The sequence below is a fragment of the Acidithiobacillus caldus ATCC 51756 genome (genome assembly GCF_000175575.2).
In the GTDB taxonomy this organism is placed as follows: Bacteria; Pseudomonadota; Gammaproteobacteria; order Acidithiobacillales; family Acidithiobacillaceae; genus Acidithiobacillus_A; species Acidithiobacillus_A caldus.
This window is the reverse complement of record NZ_CP005986.1, coordinates 2,056,009-2,072,899: the sequence shown is the minus strand read 5'-3', so window position 1 is coordinate 2,072,899 and position 16,891 is coordinate 2,056,009. Positions and strand designations below refer to the sequence as shown.

At 62.3% G+C, this 16,891-nt stretch carries 17 protein-coding genes and 1 tRNA gene; 11 read left to right on the top strand and 7 right to left on the bottom strand.

Going from position 1 to position 16,891, the window contains the following annotated elements; all coding sequences use genetic code 11:
• Positions 1-42: 42 nt before the first annotated feature.
• Positions 43-1,203, bottom strand: coding sequence for a TDT family transporter (locus ACAty_RS10115; protein ID WP_038472198.1), 1,161 nt, complete (start codon positions 1,201-1,203; stop codon positions 43-45).
• Positions 1,204-1,630: 427 nt separating this feature from the next.
• On the opposite strand from ACAty_RS10115, the gene ACAty_RS10110 reads away from it, so the two are divergent.
• Positions 1,631-2,686, top strand: coding sequence for an IS5 family transposase (locus tag ACAty_RS10110; RefSeq protein ID WP_014002136.1), 1,056 nt, complete (start codon positions 1,631-1,633; stop codon positions 2,684-2,686).
• 209 nt (positions 2,687-2,895) lie between these two features.
• Positions 2,896-3,840, top strand: a complete 945-nt coding sequence (locus tag ACAty_RS10105; protein WP_169737328.1) for an IS5 family transposase — start codon at positions 2,896-2,898, stop codon at positions 3,838-3,840.
• Between the two features lie 569 nt (positions 3,841-4,409).
• Here ACAty_RS10105 and ACAty_RS10100 read toward each other — a convergent pair.
• Positions 4,410-4,485 (bottom strand) — tRNA-Glu (locus ACAty_RS10100).
• 359 nt (positions 4,486-4,844) lie between these two features.
• Here ACAty_RS10100 and ACAty_RS10095 point away from each other — a divergent pair.
• The 3 genes from ACAty_RS10095 (at position 4,845) to ACAty_RS10085 (ending at position 7,808) form a co-directional block, all read left to right on the top strand.
• Complete coding sequence (locus ACAty_RS10095) at positions 4,845-6,311, top strand: cytochrome ubiquinol oxidase subunit I (RefSeq protein ID WP_004873177.1); 1,467 nt, start codon at positions 4,845-4,847, stop codon at positions 6,309-6,311.
• A 64-nt stretch (positions 6,312-6,375) separates the two neighbouring features.
• The gene (locus tag ACAty_RS10090; RefSeq protein ID WP_014003303.1) at positions 6,376-7,461 is read left to right on the top strand and encodes a cytochrome d ubiquinol oxidase subunit II; all 1,086 of its coding nucleotides are present in this window, start codon (positions 6,376-6,378) and stop codon (positions 7,459-7,461) included.
• A gap of 62 nt (positions 7,462-7,523) precedes the next feature.
• Positions 7,524-7,808 (top strand): hypothetical protein, encoded by a 285-nt coding sequence (locus ACAty_RS10085; RefSeq protein WP_004873175.1) that lies wholly within the window; start codon positions 7,524-7,526, stop codon positions 7,806-7,808.
• 54 nt (positions 7,809-7,862) lie between these two features.
• Here ACAty_RS10085 and ACAty_RS10080 read toward each other — a convergent pair whose 3' ends face one another.
• Positions 7,863-9,293, bottom strand: coding sequence for a cryptochrome/photolyase family protein (locus ACAty_RS10080; protein WP_004873174.1), 1,431 nt, complete (start codon positions 9,291-9,293; stop codon positions 7,863-7,865).
• A gap of 63 nt (positions 9,294-9,356) precedes the next feature.
• Positions 9,357-10,028 carry an HAD family hydrolase gene (locus ACAty_RS10075; protein WP_004873173.1) on the bottom strand — a complete coding sequence of 224 codons (672 nt, stop codon included), beginning with the start codon at positions 10,026-10,028 and terminating at the stop codon, positions 9,357-9,359.
• Between the two features lie 130 nt (positions 10,029-10,158).
• Between ACAty_RS10075 and ACAty_RS10070 the strand changes: the two genes are divergently transcribed.
• From ACAty_RS10070 to ACAty_RS10060, 3 genes are read left to right on the top strand one after another with little or no spacing between them, the layout of a single operon-like run.
• Entirely contained in the window at positions 10,159-10,590 is a 432-nt protein-coding gene (locus tag ACAty_RS10070) for a hypothetical protein (RefSeq protein WP_004873172.1), read from the top strand.
• 10 nt (positions 10,591-10,600) lie between these two features.
• A complete protein-coding gene (locus ACAty_RS10065) occupies positions 10,601-11,110 on the top strand; it encodes a hypothetical protein (protein WP_004873171.1) in 510 nt (169 codons plus the stop codon).
• A 52-nt stretch (positions 11,111-11,162) separates the two neighbouring features.
• On the top strand, positions 11,163-11,798 hold the full coding sequence (locus ACAty_RS10060; protein ID WP_004873170.1) for a phospholipase D family nuclease: 636 nt from the start codon (positions 11,163-11,165) through the stop codon (positions 11,796-11,798).
• A 5-nt stretch (positions 11,799-11,803) separates the two neighbouring features.
• Here ACAty_RS10060 and moeA read toward each other — a convergent pair whose 3' ends face one another.
• From moeA to mobA, 3 genes are read right to left on the bottom strand one after another with little or no spacing between them, the layout of a single operon-like run.
• Positions 11,804-13,042: a molybdopterin molybdotransferase MoeA gene (moeA, locus tag ACAty_RS10055; protein ID WP_004873169.1), complete on the bottom strand. Its 1,239-nt coding sequence runs from the start codon at positions 13,040-13,042 to the stop codon at positions 11,804-11,806.
• 2 nt (positions 13,043-13,044) lie between these two features.
• Entirely contained in the window at positions 13,045-13,545 is a 501-nt protein-coding gene (gene mobB / locus ACAty_RS10050) for a molybdopterin-guanine dinucleotide biosynthesis protein B (protein ID WP_004873168.1), read from the bottom strand.
• The gene (mobA, locus tag ACAty_RS10045) at positions 13,542-14,111 is read right to left on the bottom strand and encodes a molybdenum cofactor guanylyltransferase MobA (RefSeq protein ID WP_014003299.1); all 570 of its coding nucleotides are present in this window, start codon (positions 14,109-14,111) and stop codon (positions 13,542-13,544) included. Before mobA ends, mobB begins: the two co-directional genes overlap by 4 nt.
• Before the next feature lie 7 nt (positions 14,112-14,118).
• Between mobA and ACAty_RS10040 the strand changes: the two genes are divergently transcribed.
• The 3 genes from ACAty_RS10040 to ACAty_RS10030 are packed head-to-tail and all read left to right on the top strand — an operon-like array spanning position 14,119 to position 16,828.
• Entirely contained in the window at positions 14,119-14,730 is a 612-nt protein-coding gene (locus ACAty_RS10040) for a hypothetical protein (RefSeq protein WP_014003298.1), read from the top strand.
• Complete coding sequence (leuB, locus tag ACAty_RS10035) at positions 14,727-15,809, top strand: 3-isopropylmalate dehydrogenase (RefSeq protein WP_004873165.1); 1,083 nt, start codon at positions 14,727-14,729, stop codon at positions 15,807-15,809. Before ACAty_RS10040 ends, leuB begins: the two co-directional genes overlap by 4 nt.
• Positions 15,806-16,828: an aspartate-semialdehyde dehydrogenase gene (locus tag ACAty_RS10030; RefSeq protein ID WP_004873164.1), complete on the top strand. Its 1,023-nt coding sequence runs from the start codon at positions 15,806-15,808 to the stop codon at positions 16,826-16,828. The genes leuB and ACAty_RS10030 overlap by 4 nt, the downstream gene beginning before the upstream one ends.
• The last annotated feature ends 63 nt before the right edge of the window (positions 16,829-16,891 follow it).

Below are 16,891 nucleotides of genomic sequence, written 5' to 3'. Positions count from 1 at the left end.
TTAAGCTCACCAGCGTAAGGCTGGGAAGTTATAACATCGTCTTCACCATGGTAGTGCCGTGGACATCTTCGGAGCAGTCACGGACCATTCCCGTCTCCTCGGAGAGGCGGGGGCTCGGAACAGCGCGCCGGTCCACATCCCCACAAAGCTACGCTGCGTGACGACGATCCAGAACCCCGCCAGCAGCACCGTGAAAACGGCACCGAGCACGGTCAGCGGGCCAAAATCCGTCACCTCGCCCAGGCCGTAGGTGGCAGCGTCGAACACCCCCAAGGGAAAGGTGAAGCCCCACCAGCCCATGTTGAAGGGCAGACCCTCGCGCAGATAACGCAGGGTGAAGGCGACGGCCATGACCATCCACCACAGGCCAAAGCCCCAGAGCACGAGGGCGACCAGAATACCCGCCAGCTGGCCGAAGTTCGCCATGGAGGCCAGCGGAGTCCCTGCAAAAGCCAGGACATCGGCCTTGCCCAGGGTAAGCATGGCGAAGGCGCCAGTCCCCAGGGGACCCAGGGGTAGCCAGGTGGACACGGCCATGTCGCGGTGGGGAAGCTTGTGCAGGGTCAGGCGAAGCAGGAGGATGGCCAGCACCGCCAGGGCCAGGAGCACGGAGATGCTCCACAGCACGTAACTCACATAGACCACGGGTCGCGCAAGGGCGGGAGACAGGTGCTGGGCCAAAAGGCCGCCGCTGGCCGCACTCACCTCCGGCGGAACGATGGGAAGCAGCCACGCGGCGGTCATCCGCTCGATACTGTGCTCGTGGGCCGTAAACATGAAAAAGGGAATGAGCAAGGCGGAGATCAAGGCCAGCAGGACATCGACCCACCACAGGCCCTGGGCAATGGCGAGGGTCTGCGGTGTGGCCGGCCAAAAATCCAGCAAGCCGTTGATGATGGTTGCAAATCCCATGGGAATGGCGCCGATGAAGAGCGACTGCACCGGATGGTCGAAAAGCTTGGCAAAACTGCGGGGGTAAAACAGCGCCCGCCCCGCGAACAGAGCAGCGAACAGGGCGAAGAAAAAGACGTTGACGATCCAGAGCCCGCGGGCGATCTCCAGCTGGCCCCAGTGGCCATAGGGAAAGGCCGCCAGCATCAACGCAAGGATACCTGTGCCCATGTTGGCGGCAAACCAATTGGGGGTGAAGTGACGAACGATTTCCCGAGGATCCCGACCGGGGGCGGCGGACAGCAATCGCATGGATGCAGCACTCCCTTAACGAAGGACTGGATGGAGCATAGACACTTGCAATACTACAGGCCAATGACGAATATGGATTCATGAAATTCGTTTCATTTATTTCTGGCATGCTGCATAGGTTGGTGCATGACGCGTATCGCATGGGCCTGGAGGACTAACCCGACAGCCGCTTGAATCGCATCCAGGCCTCATCTTTATCTAGAGCACATCGCATTTCTTTGATCGTACGGGCCTAAGGTGGCGTATGCCTAGTCGGCAGACGACCAGCCTAGCCTGTACGATCACCATCTCGATAATCATCCAAACAGCTAGCCGGCCCTCCGGACCGACTTACGGTCATTTTCTTTTACAGTGCGTGTAATGCCTAGGAAGCTGCTGAAAAAGTCGGTGGTATACTGGGCAAAATGGTGCAGCGGGGGGTGGAAAGATGCGTGGAGCCAAGGTAGAGACTCAAGGGTTATTCAGCTACGTTTCCCCGGAGCAACGGGTGCCCCAGGACCATCCGCTGAGAGCGATCCGGGCTATCGTGGAGCGGTCCCTAGCGGAGATGGATAGCCACTTCAGCACGATGTACTCGAGCTACGGTCGCCCCTCCATTCCCCCGGAGTTTCTCCTGCGCGCACTGCTCCTGCAGGTCTTCTACAGCATCCGCTCGGAACGGCAGCTGATGGAGCAACTCAACTACAACCTGCTGTTCCGCTGGTTTGTCGGTTTGGGAATGGACGACGAGGTCTGGGTGCCCACGGTCTTTACTAAGAATCGCGATCGGTTGCTGGATCACGGGACGGTACGGGAATTCTTCCGATCCGTACTGGAACAGGCTCGCGGCCAGAATCTGCTCTCCGAAGAGCATTTCTCCGTCGATGGTACGCTGTTGGAGGCCTGGGCCTCGCAGAAATCCTTTCAGCCCAAGGATCCCGAAGATCGTAGCGGTGATGGCTCCGACTTCCGGGGCCAGGAGCGCAGCAATGAGACCCACGCATCGGTGACGGACCCCGATGCCCGGCTGTACAAGAAGGCTCCCGGAGAGGCGTCCCGTCTGGCCTACCTGGGTCATGTGCTAATGGATAATCGGCATGGATTGATTGCCGGGGAACAGGTGACCACCGCCGATGGCACGGCAGAAGTGGATGCCGCTACCCAATTGGTGGATGATCTGGGCGGGAACCAGCGCATCACCCTCGGTGCCGACAAGGGCTATGACCGTCACGGCTTTGTTCAGGATCTCCGGGACCGGAATGTGACCCCTCATGTAGCCCGCAAGCGGAAAGGCTCGGCCATCGATGCCCGGACTACTCGCCACCGGGGCTATGCCATGAGCATCCACGTCCGGCGGCGGATAGAATCCATCTTCGGCTGGATGAAGACTGTGGGAGGGATGCGGAAAACCCGATTCCGTGGTTTGGAACGGGTCGGTCTGCACTTCTCCTTGGCGGCCACCGCGTACAACCTCGTGCGGATGGCGCGACTGGCAGTGGCTTGATGGGATTCGTGCGTCCGGAATCCGTCCAAGGGCTACCAAAAGCTCAGAAAAACAACAAAACAGCTGCGCCCGCGCCTGTTTCCCGGGGTTTTGTGACCGAATATCCCAATCAAAAGAGATTTTTCAATATTTTTTCAGCGACCTCCTAGGGACCCTCTGATACAATGGGTTGACCGAGTAGCTAGGAGATGTCATCCATGACCGGACAGATGACCTTTGCCGAAGGGCCCAGCCTGTCGCGACGCCGCAAGCAGACCAAGCGAGAACGCTTTCTGGCCGAGATGGATGCCGTGGTTCCCTGGGCCAGGCTTGTGGCCTTGATCGAGCCGCACTATCCCAAGGGTGGCAGTGGCCGCAAGCCTATGCCCTTGGAGCGGATGCTGCGGATCCACTTTCTCCAGCAATGGTTCGGCTACTCCGATCCAGGGATGGAAGAGGCCCTGTACGAGGTCCCTCTGCTCCGGCGATTCGTCGGTATCGACCTGGGCCGGGACTTCGTTCCCGATGAGACCACGATCCTGAAGTTCCGCCGCTTACTGGAGCGCCATGCGCTTGCTCAGGCCATCTTTGCCGAGGTGCAGGCGGTGTTGCGGGAGAAAGGGCTCTTGCTGCAGGAAGGTAAGACCGTGGATGCCACCTTGATTCACGCCCCGAGCTCCACCAAGAACCGAGACCGCAAGCGGGATCCGGAGATGAGCTCCACCAAGAAAGGAAATCAATGGTATTTCGGGATGAAGGCGCATGTGGCAACGGATCTCCAGGGCATCGTGCAGGCCGTGGACTTCACCGCGGCCAAGGTACCGGATCATCGGATGCTGGATGGGCTCCTTACCGGAGAGGAGTCGGTGGTCCTCGCTGACCGGGGCTACGACTATCCCCAGGCGCATGACACGCTGGCGGCCCGAGGCATACGGAACGCGGTAGCGCGGCGACGCTATCCTGGGCAGAAAACCGGATTGGCGGCACTCAAACGCTACAACCGCGCCATTGCCCGGATCCGTGCCCGGGGAGAACACGCCTTCCGGGTACTGAAGTGCCAATTCGGTTATCAGCGAACCAGATATCGGGGTCTGGCCAAGAACGGTGCTCAACTGACCACGCTCTTTGCCTTGGCCAATTTGTACATGCTGAGGAGATACCTGCTGGCTGCATAGGGAGTGGTGCGTCCAGATTCTGGGAATCTCCCAGAAAATAGTGGTATTTCGATCAGCAATGGGCCTCATGGCGTTTTTTTTGAGATTCTGGATCAACGGCAATGCCTTCTTCGGCTAGATCAGATCTTCCTTAGAGTAAAGCGTAGCAATGCTACGTTGGCAAATCGGGTGCTGGAGAATGGTGCGGCAATGGGATGACTCTTGTGCAGCCCCTTTCTTGCTGGTCGTGATTTCTCGCAAATACCGCTCTATCAGGTCCCCGAGCGTGGTAGCTTCGGCTTCGCTGCGATCTCGCCACGACCCGCGCACCATCTCAGCTTCAACGACACGCGCCCAGGCCTCGGCCTCGGCTTTGGTGCGAAACGTCCTGACCTGTTGAGGATAGCCGCGTTTGCGGATACGGACCTGCCAGCCAATGCGGACGCCCTAGTCATCGTAGCGAGGGGAAATCGTTACCATGCGCGAACTCCAAAAAGCGGCCTACTCCCCGCGCAGTGTCGCGCCAGTGTCGCGGAACTTCAAGAATAAACAAAGAAGCCCTAGAAATTCAGCTAGAGCCTTGATTTTTTTGGCGTCCCCAGGGGGGTTCGAACCCCCGTTACCGCCGTGAAAGGGCGGTGTCCTAGGCCGCTAGACGATGGGGACCGGACACGAGCGCACGACTATACAAATAAAAGGCGTGGTCTGCAATGGTCCCTGGTCTGCACGATCCCTGGACTTTTCCCACGCCCACCGGCGCCGCCGGATACCGGGACCCATCATCGTCTGCCCAGCTACGCCTGAGCACCCAGTTGTCGATCGATAAAAAGATTACAGGATATTCTGATATTGGGTTATTTCCCCGCATGGGTGGTGCATTTACCCGAATTTCTGCCCGTCTTCATCGGTGAGCAGGGAAGAATCAGCAGCTTAGGGGCGATTCCGCAGTGGAACAGTAGTTGCTTATAGTCTTGTGCACCTTGATGTGTACTGTAATTCCGCAAACGACAAACAAGGAGTGACTCATGTTACTGGAAAACACCATGCCAGTGCTCCTCAGTCGTCTGGACTTTGCTTGGATCACGTCCATGCATATCCTCTGGACGCCGATGACCATCGGTATGTCCTGGCTGCTCTTCGCTTTGGAGATAGCCTGGCTCAAGACCGGTGACGAGCGCTGGTACAAGCTCAACCGCTTTTTCGAAAAGATCTTCATCATCAACTTCGGCGCCGGTGTGGCCACCGGTGTGACCATGGAGATGGCCTTCGGCATCCTCTACGGTCCCTTCTCCCAAGCCGTGGGGCCCTTCTTCGGCAACATCTTGGGCTTTGAGACCATCACCGCCTTCATGTACGAAGCGGGCTTCATCGGCCTCATGGTCTTCGGCTGGGGCAAGGTGAGCAAGGGCATGCACGCCTTTGCGACCTTCAACGTGGGCCTGTCCTCGACCCTGTCGGCCATGTGGATCCTGGTGGCCAACTCCTGGATGCAGAGTCCCAACGGTGTCGTCCTGAAGAATGGCCTGTTTCAGGTGACCAACTGGTGGAACGCCATTCTCAACGAGAACTTCACCTGGGGCTTTCCGCACATGTGGGTGGCAACGGTGGAACTGGCGCTGTTCGTCTTCGCCGCGGTCTCTTCCTGGTTCATCCTGAAAAACCGCAACGCCGACCTCTTCACCAAGTTGCTGAAGCCCACGCTCCTGGCGCTGCTCATTGTCGCCCCCATCCAGATCTTCATCGGTGACACCCTAGGGCGCGATGTGGCCATGACGCAGCCGACCTCTTTGGCGGCCATGGAGGGGCACTACCATACCTACCTGCCCAACGGTAAGGTCAATACGGGCTGGCACCTCATCGCTTTCCCCAACGCCAAGAACGATGGCAACAGCTTCGCCATCACCATTCCCCACGTCCTGAGCCTGCTGGAGACCCACACCTGGAACGGCAAGGTGACGGGCATGGACAGCTTCCCGGCCAAGGATCGCCCCGATGTCTGGGTACCCTTCTATGCCTTCCGGGCCATGGTGGCCATTGGCTTCTTCCTGTTCTTCGTGGCCCTGTGGGGCAACTGGCTGCGCCTGCGTGGGCAGTTCAACGCCCAGGCCCTGCGCAAGCATCCCTGGTTCTTGCGTTCCGTAGTGTTCTCTGGCTTCCTGCCCTATCTTGCCATCTGGTGCGGTTGGTGGACGCGTGAAATCGGTCGGCAGCCCTGGGTCGTCTACAACCTCATGCGCACCTATCAGGGCGTGAGCCACATGTCCGTGGGGCAGGAGATCTTCTGGTTCGCGGGCTATATCGTCTTTGAGCTCGTCGTGTGGAGTGGCGCCTGGTACTTCTTCAGCCGCGTCATTGCCAAGGGTGTGGACGATATCGCTCCCTCGGATACCCTGTTCCACCATCCGGATGCGGGAGAGGCCGATACCGGTCGGGCGGGAGGCGGCTTTGCCAAGCCCACGTTTGCCAAGCCCACGATGGATAAGAGCCTCTAAGCAGTAACGCAACGGTGCCAGATTGGGGCGGCGCAGGCCGCCCCCTCTGACAGGAGAAAAACGCATGTTTGATATCGCCAGAATTTCGAGTTCTTTGTCCACCTGGTGGTGGCTTATTTTGTGCCTCATGTTCCTGCTGTACATCGGTCTCGATGGAGCCGATCTGGGCGCCGGGATTTTCGCGCTCTTCTCCAAAGATGAGGAAGAGCGGGGCGCCATCATGGCCTCCATGGCCGGCTTTTGGGACGGTAACGAGACCTGGCTCGTGGTAGCCGGCGGGGTCCTTTTCGGTGCCTTTCCTCTGGTGTATGGATCGGCCTTCAACTACCTCATGATCCCCTTGATGTTTGCACTCTGGGGCGTCATTTCCCGCGCCGTCGCCTTCGAGTTTCATGTCCACGCCATCGGCTCCAAGCGTTTCTGGGGTTGGATGTTTGCCCTAGGTAGTCTGCTGGCTCCCTTTGGTGCCGGTGTGGCCTTGGGGGCGGTCTTGCAAGGTTTCCCCATGAAGCATGGTATCGCTGCGGAAAACGTTGCGGGTGCCCATGCCTTGGCCTTTGACCTGGTCCCGCACTATTCGGGTGCAGCGCTGACCTTCTTGACGCCCTTCAGCATCTGGACGGGCTTCGGTGCGGTCATTGCCGCAAGCCTTGCGGGCGGGCTCTACCTCTGCGCTCGCTTCGTTCCCGGGGATGTCATCCACGAGCGCGCCAAGAAGTGGACCAACGCCTTTTCCCTGCTGGCTTTGGCGGGCATCGTCGTGACCCTGATCTGGTCCTATGCCATCTTCCCCTGGGCGGCAGCCAAATGGACCGGCCCGGACTGGTGGGTCTGGCTGATCTGGTTTGTGGTGATCCTCGGCTTTGCCTACAAGTCCATGATGGCGCATGCCAATCAGCGGGATTTCGTGGCCTTGCTCTGGGGTGAGGGTGTAGTGGCACTGATGTGGTTCGCGATGTGGGCGACCATGTTCCCCTACATCGTGCCCAATACCTGGACCATTCAGGCAGCGGCCAATCCCGCAGACTCGCTGGCGGTCTTCACGCTCTTCATGACCGGTTTCGTGCCCGTCATGATCATGTACAACTGGTATCAGATCTGGGTCTTCCGCGGTCGCTACACCAAAAAGGCGATGTACGCGGGGCACTGAGTCCGCGCATCCTGCCTCTTGCGAACGGCTGGGGGCAGGATCCAGTCCTTGGAGTGATTATCATGCAGTTAAAAAGATGGATACCGAGCCGCGACACTCCCGATACCGTCATTGCCAGCAATACGGTAGAGGAGGTGCTAGACGCATTGGAAGAGAAGCACGAAGTGGTGAACGGTCAGCTTCAGGATCTGCTTCGCCACATGGACGCTGCCCACCCCGACGAACTCTTGGACCGGGTGTTGGCGGTGGACAAGGAAATGCGTAAGTACCGACGCTTTTTCTCGATCCTCAAAAGTCACCTGCTCCAGGGGGCCGATGGTCAGCGTCTCAGCGGTGGGACCTGCTGAGGCAACACCAAGCCGGACCCTTCCTCTAAGCCGCTGTCTTCGCTGCGGTCGCGCTCAGTTTTCTCGACGAATGGCCTCCCAAGCGGCGAGGGCGGCCTCCCTTGCCTCGTGGTGATCCACCAGCGGTCGGGGGTACTCCTTGCCCAGGGCAATGCCCGCCTGTTCCAGGACAACCGCAGGCGCCTGCCAGGGCGCATGGATGTGGTCTGCGGGTAGACGCTGCAGTTGCGGTAGCCAGCGGCGGACATAATCGCCTTGGGGATCGAACTTCTGGGCCTGCAGGACGGGATTGAAGACCCGAAAATATGGGGCAGCATCGGCGCCACAGCCCGCCACCCACTGCCAGGACGCACTGTTGTTGGCGAGATCCGCATCCACCAGGGTATCCCAGAACCAAGCCTCCCCTTCTTGCCAGGGAATGCGCAGATCCTTGACGAGGAAGCTCGCGACGATCATGCGCACACGGTTGTGCATCCAGCCGCTCTCCCAGAGTTCGCGCATGCCGGCGTCGATGATGGGATAGCCGGTGCGGGCGCGCGTCCAGGCGCGTAGGGCGGCCGGATCCTGCCGCCAGGGAAAGCGCTGAAACTCGGGCCGGAGGGGTTCCCGAGGTAGATCCGGAAAATGGTAGAGGAGGTGCCAGGAGAACTCGCGCCAGCCCAATTCCCGCAGAAAGGCGTCGACGTTGCGCCGCCACGCCCCTTGCTCCTCGGCAAGCCGGCTAAGGTGCCACCAGATCTGACGTGGGCTGATTTCGCCGTGGGCCAGGTAGGGCGACAGGCGCGAGACAAAGGGTTTGCCCGGCAGATTGCGGCCTTCGGCGTAGTGGGCGAGGCCTTCATCCACGAAGTCGCGTAGGCGCCGCCAGGCGGCCTCTTCTCCAACCTCCCAGTGCCGGGCGAGGCCGATGGACCAATCGGGGTGGTGGGGATGCCAGCCCCACCGGGCAAGGTCCTCACTGGCCGGTATCGCAGTCGGCGCGCGGTAGCTCTCGGGTTCGGCCAAGGGCTGGGGGAAGCGGTGGCGGGCGAGCATGGCCTTCCAGAAGGGGGTGAAGACGCGATAGGGCTGGCCCTCGCGCAAGTGTTCCCAGGGCTCCACGAGCAGATTGCCGGGGAAAGAACGTGCCTCGACGCCCAGTTCTTTGAAGAGGCTTTTGAGTTCTTGGTCTTCGGCGATGCCGTCGCGGTCGTAGCGACGGTTCCAGTAGACGGCGTCGGCGCCGCTTGCGCGGACGATTTCGGGTAGGACCGCTTTGGCCGTGCCGCTACGCAGGAGGAGGGGCAGGCCGCGCTGGGCGAGAGCCGCTTGGAGCTTCAGCAGGCTTTCTCCGTGCCACCAGCGCCAGGCGCTGCCGTAGCTGTCTGCGGCATGGCGCAGGTAGACGGGCAGGACGGGCCCCCTCTGGGCTGCGTACCACAGGGCCGGGTGATCGGCCAGGCGCAAATCGTTGCGGAAAAGGACGATGGTCGTGGGCTGGGACATGACGGACTCCGCGGACGGGTTCCGCTCAGTGTAACCCAGGACGGATAGTTTCAGGACCGGAGCCTAGCGTCGTCCGCCGATTTCGTCGATGTGGGCCAGAAGGTCGGCAGGGTCGGCGTAGACGCGGATCGCGCCCGACTGGCGTAGTTCGTCGGCCCCGTAGCCACCGCTTTGCACACCGATTCCGAGGGCACGGCAACGCACCGCCGCCAGCATGTCCCAGATACTGTCGCCCACCACCATGGCCGTCTCGATGGGAGCCCCCAAACGGGCGGCGGCGGTGACGAAGAGATCGGGATCGGGCTTGGCATAGCGCACCTGATCGCGGGTGACGACCACGTCCCGCGCGTGATCGACGCCCAGCGCCCGCAGGTTGAGGGAAGCCGTTTCCATCCGCCCGCTGGTGGCGATGGCCCAGGGGATACCCGCTTCCCGCAGCCACTGCAAGAGCTCCCGCGACCCAGGCAGGGGGCGCACGGACTCGGCAAGGCGGGTGAACGCCGCGGCGTGGTTGCGATTCATGCGGGCGATGCGCTCCTCGCTGATCTCGAGGCCCGTCTCGCGCAGGAGCTGGTGGGTAAAGAGGCCTCCGCTCATGCCGATCTTACGGTGGATCCGCCACACCGATAGCTCGATGCCTTCGGCATCCAGGGCCGATTTCCAGGCAAGGACGTGCTGGTACACGCTGTCGATGAGGGTGCCGTCGAGGTCGAAGAGAAAAACTGGGTTCGTCACAGTCGTGCTCCACAGCGGGTTTGTGCCTTTTAGTGTAGAACATCCAGGCGGGGTGGAGGGGGCGCCCTGCCCTTGGTTCCCCACGGCCCATCCCTTATGATGCGGTGACCCACACCACGGAGGAAACAACGTGAAATCTGCCGGGAAAACCGTCGCGGCGGCAGCCGTCGTCCTTGCTCTGGGTGGCTGTTCCGTGAGCCCCAACGCTAGCCCAGACGCCTCTGTTCAGGCCTATGTGCAGGACCTCATTGCCCAAGATTACAAGGGCCTCAATCGGGTGCTCTACCTCGGCCCAAAGTCGGAGTATAGCGCTGCCGATTACCAGAGCATGGACCAGAAGCTCGAGGCCTTCTCCCGTGGACTGGCGGCCAAGGTCGCGGCCCACGGCGGGCTGGAGCGGGTGAAGATCCTGAATGTACAGAAGGAAAAACAGGATGATCAGGAAGTCGCGCGGGTGACCTTCGTCCTCATCGGCAAGGACGGCAAGCAGGTGGATGTGCCCTCCACCCTGGTGACCATCCACACCAAGGAAGGCTGGAAGGTCAATCCCATGGCCTCCTGAGGGTGGTCCTGTGGTGGCGGTGGACGTGCTCTTTCGGGCCAGTTATGGCGTCGAAGCCCGACTGCTGCGGCAACGCCCCAAGGCTGGACGTTGGACCCATGTGGGTATGGTGTTTCGCGATGGCTGGGTCTTCCACTGCGATGCCAGGCGCGGCGTCTGTGGCGAGCTTTGGCCGGACTTTCTCGGTGATCGGAGTCGTGATCTGGGGCGTGTGATCCTGCCCTGCTCACGCCCGGGAGAAAATCGGCTGCGGTCGGTTTGCGAGGATATGGCGGCGCGTGGCCTTGCCTTTGCCGACGATTATTGCGATTGGCAGGAGTCTGGCCAGCGTTTCTACTGCACGACCGTCATCTGTGAGGTCTTGGCGCGGGCCTGGGGATTCGTGCCGCTGGCGCCGGCCGCTATTCCGCGCCAGATCGTCCCGCTTTTGGGTGAGCGGCGTCTGCTGCTGCCCCAGCAACTCCACGATGCCCTCGTGGCGCAGGTGGGGCGGACGACGGGTTCGGGGCGTCGTGACTGAACTGCGGTCCTGAGGATTGCGGCATGGTATCCGTCGAGCGGGAGTGGAGCGTATGACGAAAAAACGGTGGGCATGGGCCATCGCGTTGCTGGTGGGTGGGATTTTTTTCCTGGCTACGGCCACGGGACAGCGCCTCTTGGCGGTGGCCCTGGAGCAGGCGGGCAGCGAGTGGTCGGAGGCAACGGCCCGCATGCCCCAGTCGCCGGTGACGATTCCGGCGGAGGGGACCATCGAGGTGGCCTTCTCACCCCCGCCCGGGACTACGGACGCCATCGTCAAGGCCATGGGTGAGGCGCAGCACAGGCTCTGGATCCAGGCCTACAGTTTTACCAGCGCGCCCATTGCCAAAGCCGTGATCGACGCCAAGAAACGCGGCGTGGCCGTGCAGGTACTGCTGGACAAGAGCCAGCGCACCCAGAAATATTCCTCCGCCGATTTCCTGGCCAATCAGGGGGTGGAGACCCGCATCGACGATCAGCACGCCATCGCCCACAACAAGGTCATGGTCATCGACGATGCCACCGTCATCACCGGCAGTTTCAATTTCAGCAAGGCAGCGGAGCAGTCCAATGCCGAGAATCTGTTGATCCTGCGCGGCAATCCGGCTCTCAATCGGCTCTACGCCGAGAACTTCCGTTTCCATTGGTCGCACTCGGAGCCCTATGCGGCCCGCCACGGTCTGGACTGAACAAGCTAAACGAGGCCTTCCAGGATCTGGACCTCCACCAGGCTGCCGGCGGGAATATCGCCGGCTTCGGCGGGGAGCACCATGAGGCACTGGGCCTGGGCCATGCCGCTCAAGATATGGGAGGATTGGGCACCCACCGGCGCCACCTCCAAGCCATCCGGGCCGGCCTGCAGTTGTCCGCGCTGAAAGTCCATACGGCCCGGTTTCTTTTTGAGGGTGGTGGCGCAGGGCAGGCGCAGGGTGGGCACGGTCCAGGGTCCGCTGTGACCCATACGCTTGAGTAGGAAGGGGCGAACGAATTCGTAGAAGGTGACGATGGTGGAGACGGGGTTGCCAGGCAGGCCAAAGAAGTGGGCGGTGCCGATGCGACCGAAGGCGAGGGGCCGCCCGGGTTTCATGTTCATTTTCCAGAAGCTGACCTGGCCTAGCTCCTGCAGTAGAGCGCTGATGTAGTCCGCCTCGCCCACGGACACCCCGCCGCTCGTCAGGACGACGTCGGCCATGTCTGCCGCGGCGATCAGGGCCGCGCGAATATCCGCCGGTTCATCGGCGATGCGCCCAAGATCCACGGGTATGCAACCGAGCCGCTGCAAAAGGGCGCGCAGGGTGTGGCGATTGCTGTCGTAGATCTGTCCTGCCGCCAGTGGCGCGCCAAGTCCTTGGAGTTCATCTCCCGTGGAAAAGAACGCCACGCGCAGGGCAGGGTAGACGGACAGTTCCGTCCTGCCCAGGCTGGCGGCAAGGCCGAGGGCGGCGGGACGGAGGAGAGTCCCCCGGGCCAGGGCGGTGGCACCGGCGGCGAGATCCTCGCCCGTTCTTCGGATATTGGCACCGGGTCGGGGGCTTGTGTGAATCTCCACCCAGTCGCCCTGGGTTTCGCACTGTTCCTGGGGGACGACGCAGTCGACGCTCTCCGGCACCGGTGCTCCGGTCATGATGCGGATGCACTCCCCGGGTCCCAGGGTGCCGTGGAAGGGGTGCCCGGCAAAGGCGGCGCCCACGCAATGGCGGCGCTGCGCACCGTCGGCGCTGCGCAGGCCGTAGCCGTCCATGGCGGAATTGGGCCAGGCGGGGATGGGTTGCACGGCTCTGAGGTCCTCGGCAAGCACCCGATCGCCCGCGTCGGCAAGGGCCAAGACTTCACGGCGGTCGGGCGGGGTCGCTGCAGCCAGGATGATCTCCAGGGCCTCGGCGACGGACTTGGCCGCGGGATCGTGTTCGTTGTCGTCGCAACAGCTTGCCATGATCAGGTTTCCTCGTAGATTTTCCAGCCACTGCTGGCCAGTATATACCGGCCGATGGCTGGCGGGTCGTTCAGGTCGAGGCGAGCCAGCGGGCCCGTCAGCGGCTGGTCGCTGGCGATGGCAACAACCCCAGGGTCTTGCTCTGCCCAGAGCCGATGCCCCAGCTCTGGCCGGTACACCTCGATCTTGGGGATGGGCCAGTCTTTCTTGCCCTCCACCAGCACGAGATCCAGCCCCGACCCGAGCCAATCCAGGCTTACCCGCCAGTCACTGGAACTTTGTCGAGTAAGGAAGGAGCGTTTTGGGCCCTGCAAGAGGACTGCCTCGGCTCCGGCCTCGCGCAGGCGGTAACTGTCCTTGCCGGGCCGATCCCACTCGATGTCGTGGTGGGTGGCCTTGACGGCCGCCACCCGCAAGCCGTTGGCGCGAAACCACGGAATCAGGGCGCAGAGCAAGGTCGTTTTTCCGCTGCCGCTATATCCTACGATACCGAAAGCTTTCATTCCAGGTCCTCGGGTCGGTTGATGTTGCGCAGTGCAGCGGCATCCAGGGGCAACAGGCGCTGCGGAATTTTCCGCATCCAGCCGCGCACACTGGCGTCGCCGGTTTCGAGGTAAGTGGCCAGGCTATCGCTCAGGGAGCGGTGCATGAGTGCGACTACGGGGGTGATGCCGTGGGCGTCACCGGCTACCACCAGGGGTTCGGTACCGCGACTGCGCCAGAGGCGGTCGAGGAGATCCCTGGGTAGGTCTGGACAATCCACGGGGATACAGGCCAACCAATCCGTCTGCATGGCGGCAAAACCCGCGCGGATGCCCTGCAGCGGTCCGGCGAAGCCCGGCTCGGCATCCACCAGCACCGGATATCCCAGGCGGCCATAGGCGTCCAGGGAGCGGTTAGCGCTGATGAATACTTCCTGGGCTCGGTCCTGCACCGTGGCCAGGGCGTGGGCGATGAGCGGCTGGCCGCGATGCCGCTGCCAGCCCTTGTCCAGTCCGCCCATGCGCCGACCCGCGCCGCCGGCGAGGATGAGGGCGCTGAGGGGAAGGGGGACGGACTCTTTCGGCATACGGGCATTGTCGCGTATCATTCTCGCCCATGGCAATTTCCGGGGCACGGAGCGCAGTGGTTTGAAGTGGTTTTGGCAGAAGACGGCTGGGCCGCAGGAACCGCCGCGCGGGGTGGTGGTGGAGGCTGGCGTTCCACCGCAGGAACGGGTGGATCGGTTGCCGTTGCCGGAGATCCTCTTCGCCCGTCATTATCACGCCTTTGCGGATCTTCCGGACGATCCGGAACTGATGTCTGCGCTGCTGGCCTGGGCACGCTCGCCGGACTTTCTCCGTGACCTGCCGCGTCAGAGTGCGCGACGCTTTCTGGCGCGTGCGCAGGGCGCTGCCGGGAGTGTCGAGGAGCAGTGCCTGACGGCCTTCTTCAAGGTGCTGCATTCGGAAATCACGCGGCGCATGTATCTGGAAGGAGCTCGCCATCGCGAGGGGGTGGTGGGCATACGTTTGCGTCTGCGCGACCCGGCCACGGCGGGCAGTGCGGCCCAGGCGCTGGTGAGCGACGATGCCCATGGCCTTGGTCCGGGTATCTATCCCTTGAACGCCGTACCCGAGAATCCCGAACCGGGCCGAGAGCATCCATTCATCATCCAGATAGTCACCAAAAAGGATCTAAGCCAATGACGACCGTAGTCTTTTTTCCGGGTGACGGGATCGGCCCGGAAATCTGTGCCGCCGCCCGCCGCGTCCTCGAGACGGTGCAGGAACAGGCCGAGCTGCCTTTGACGGTGGTGGAGGGTCTGGTGGGCGGCGCTGCCCTGGATGCCCACGACGATCCCTTGCCGCCGGAGTCCCTGGAGCTGGCACGCCGCGCCGATGCCGTCCTGCTGGGAGCGGTGGGGGGGCCGAAATGGGACGGCCTGCCGCCAGCGAAGCGTCCGGAGCAGGGTTTGTTGCGTTTGCGCAAGGAACTGGAGCTTTTTGCCAATCTGCGTCCGGCGCAGATCTTTCCGCAGTTGCGCGCGGCCTCCCCGCTGCGCCCGGAACTCATCGAAGGCGTAGACATCCTGGTGGTGCGTGAATTGACCGGCGACATCTATTTTGGCGAGCCGCGCGGAGCCGAGGTGGTGCAGGGCAAGCGTCGGGCCTGGAACACCATGGTCTACGACGAGGATGAGATTCGCCGCATTGCCGAGGTGGCCTTCCGCGCCGCCCGCGACCGCCGCCGCCGGCTCTGCTCCGTGGACAAGGCCAACGTGCTGGAAACCACTCGCCTATGGCGGGAAGTGGTGACGGAGGTGGGGCGCGATTATCCCGACGTGGAACTGCAGCACCTGTATGTGGACAACGCGGCCATGCAGCTGGTGCGGGCGCCGGCGCAATTCGACGTGATCCTGACGGGCAACATGTTCGGGGACATCCTCTCGGACGAGGCCAGCCAGTTGACGGGATCCATCGGCATGCTGGCCTCCGCCTCCCTGGGGCAGGGGCGGGGCATGTACGAACCCATCCACGGTTCGGCACCGGACATTGCCGGGCAGGACCGCGCCAATCCCCTGGCCACCATACTCTCCGTCGCCATGATGCTGCGCCACTCCCTGGATCAGGCGCCGCTAGCGGAGCGTATCGAGGCGGCGGTGTTGCGGGTATTGGATCAGGGTCTGCGCACGGCCGACATCGCCGCCGTGGGCGAGCCCGTGGTGGGGACCCAGGCCATGGGTGAAGCCGTCGCCGCAGCTCTGCGGGAGCAGGCGACATCATGAAAAAAGAAGGTTATCGCGTCGCCATCCTGGGTGCCACGGGTGCCGTGGGTGAGGTCATGCGGGAAATCTTGGAGGAACGGGATTTTCCGGTGGAGGAACTGGTCCTGCTCGCCAGTGAACGCTCCGCTGGGCAGGCCTTCCGCTTTCGGGGTAAGTCCGTGCGCGTCCAGGACGCCGAGTACTTCGACTGGACGGGCGTGGATATCGGGCTCTTTTCCGCCGGTGCCCGCGCCAGTGAGATCTTCGCGCCCCGGGCGGTGGCGGCGGGTGCGGTGGTCATCGACAACACCTCACGCTTTCGCTACGACGACGACATCCCCCTGGTGGTGCCCGAGGTGAATCCCCAGCGCATTGCCGATTATCGGCAGCGTGGCATCATCGCCAACCCCAACTGCTCCACCATCCAGATGTTGCTTGCCCTCAAACCCATTGACGACGCCGTGGGCATCGAGCGGGTCGTGGTGGCCACCTATCAGGCCGTCAGCGGTGCCGGCAGCCGCGCCATCCACGAGCTGGGTGAAACGACGCGGGCGGTTTTTACCCAGCAAGAAGTTGCGCCAGCGGTCTTCCCCAAGCGCATCGCCTTCAATTGCCTGCCCCAGATCGACGTCTTCCAGGATAACGGTTACACCAAGGAAGAAATGAAGATGCTCTGGGAATCGCGCAAGATACTCGAACGCCCGGAGCTTGCCCTGACGGCCACCTGCGTGCGGGTACCGGTGTTTTATGGGCACTCCGAGGCGGTCAACGTGGTAACGCGGGAGAAGATGCGTGCCGAGGAACTGCGTAGCCTGCTCCAGCGCGCGCCGGGGGTCCGGGTGCTGGACGAGCGCACCGCCGGCGGCTGGCCCACGGCCCTGGACGCCGCTGGCCAGGACGCTACCTGGGTAGGACGCATCCGCGAGGATTGTTCCCACGAGCGTGGATTGAATTTTTGGGTGGTAGCCGACAACATCCGCAAAGGCGCTGCCCTGAACAGTATACAGATTGCGGAGTTGCTCATTCGCGACTATCTATAGGTTTGTGGTGTGATACAGACAACCCGGTCCGTCGGTGGACTGGGGCCGCGGTAGATCCGCCAG

Bases quoted from the DNA above. Each gene is read 5' to 3' on its own strand.
- mobA (WP_014003299.1), bottom strand. From the start codon at position 14,111: ATGCCGAAAGAGTCCGTCCCCCTTCCCCTCAGCGCCCTCATCCTCGCC.
- ACAty_RS10080 (WP_004873174.1), bottom strand. From the start codon at position 9,293: ATGTCCCAGCCCACGACCATCGTCCTTTTCCGCAACGATTTGCGCCTG.
- leuB (WP_004873165.1), top strand. From the start codon at position 14,727: ATGACGACCGTAGTCTTTTTTCCGGGTGACGGGATCGGCCCGGAAATC.
- ACAty_RS10030 (WP_004873164.1), top strand. From the start codon at position 15,806: ATGAAAAAAGAAGGTTATCGCGTCGCCATCCTGGGTGCCACGGGTGCC.
- moeA (WP_004873169.1), bottom strand. From the start codon at position 13,042: ATGGCAAGCTGTTGCGACGACAACGAACACGATCCCGCGGCCAAGTCC.
- ACAty_RS10090 (WP_014003303.1), top strand. From the start codon at position 6,376: ATGTTTGATATCGCCAGAATTTCGAGTTCTTTGTCCACCTGGTGGTGG.
- ACAty_RS10060 (WP_004873170.1), top strand. From the start codon at position 11,163: ATGACGAAAAAACGGTGGGCATGGGCCATCGCGTTGCTGGTGGGTGGG.
- ACAty_RS10095 (WP_004873177.1), top strand. From the start codon at position 4,845: ATGTTACTGGAAAACACCATGCCAGTGCTCCTCAGTCGTCTGGACTTT.
- ACAty_RS10115 (WP_038472198.1), bottom strand. From the start codon at position 1,203: ATGCGATTGCTGTCCGCCGCCCCCGGTCGGGATCCTCGGGAAATCGTT.
- mobB (WP_004873168.1), bottom strand. From the start codon at position 13,545: ATGAAAGCTTTCGGTATCGTAGGATATAGCGGCAGCGGAAAAACGACC.
- ACAty_RS10105 (WP_169737328.1), top strand. From the start codon at position 2,896: ATGACCTTTGCCGAAGGGCCCAGCCTGTCGCGACGCCGCAAGCAGACC.
- ACAty_RS10085 (WP_004873175.1), top strand. From the start codon at position 7,524: ATGCAGTTAAAAAGATGGATACCGAGCCGCGACACTCCCGATACCGTC.
- ACAty_RS10110 (WP_014002136.1), top strand. From the start codon at position 1,631: ATGCGTGGAGCCAAGGTAGAGACTCAAGGGTTATTCAGCTACGTTTCC.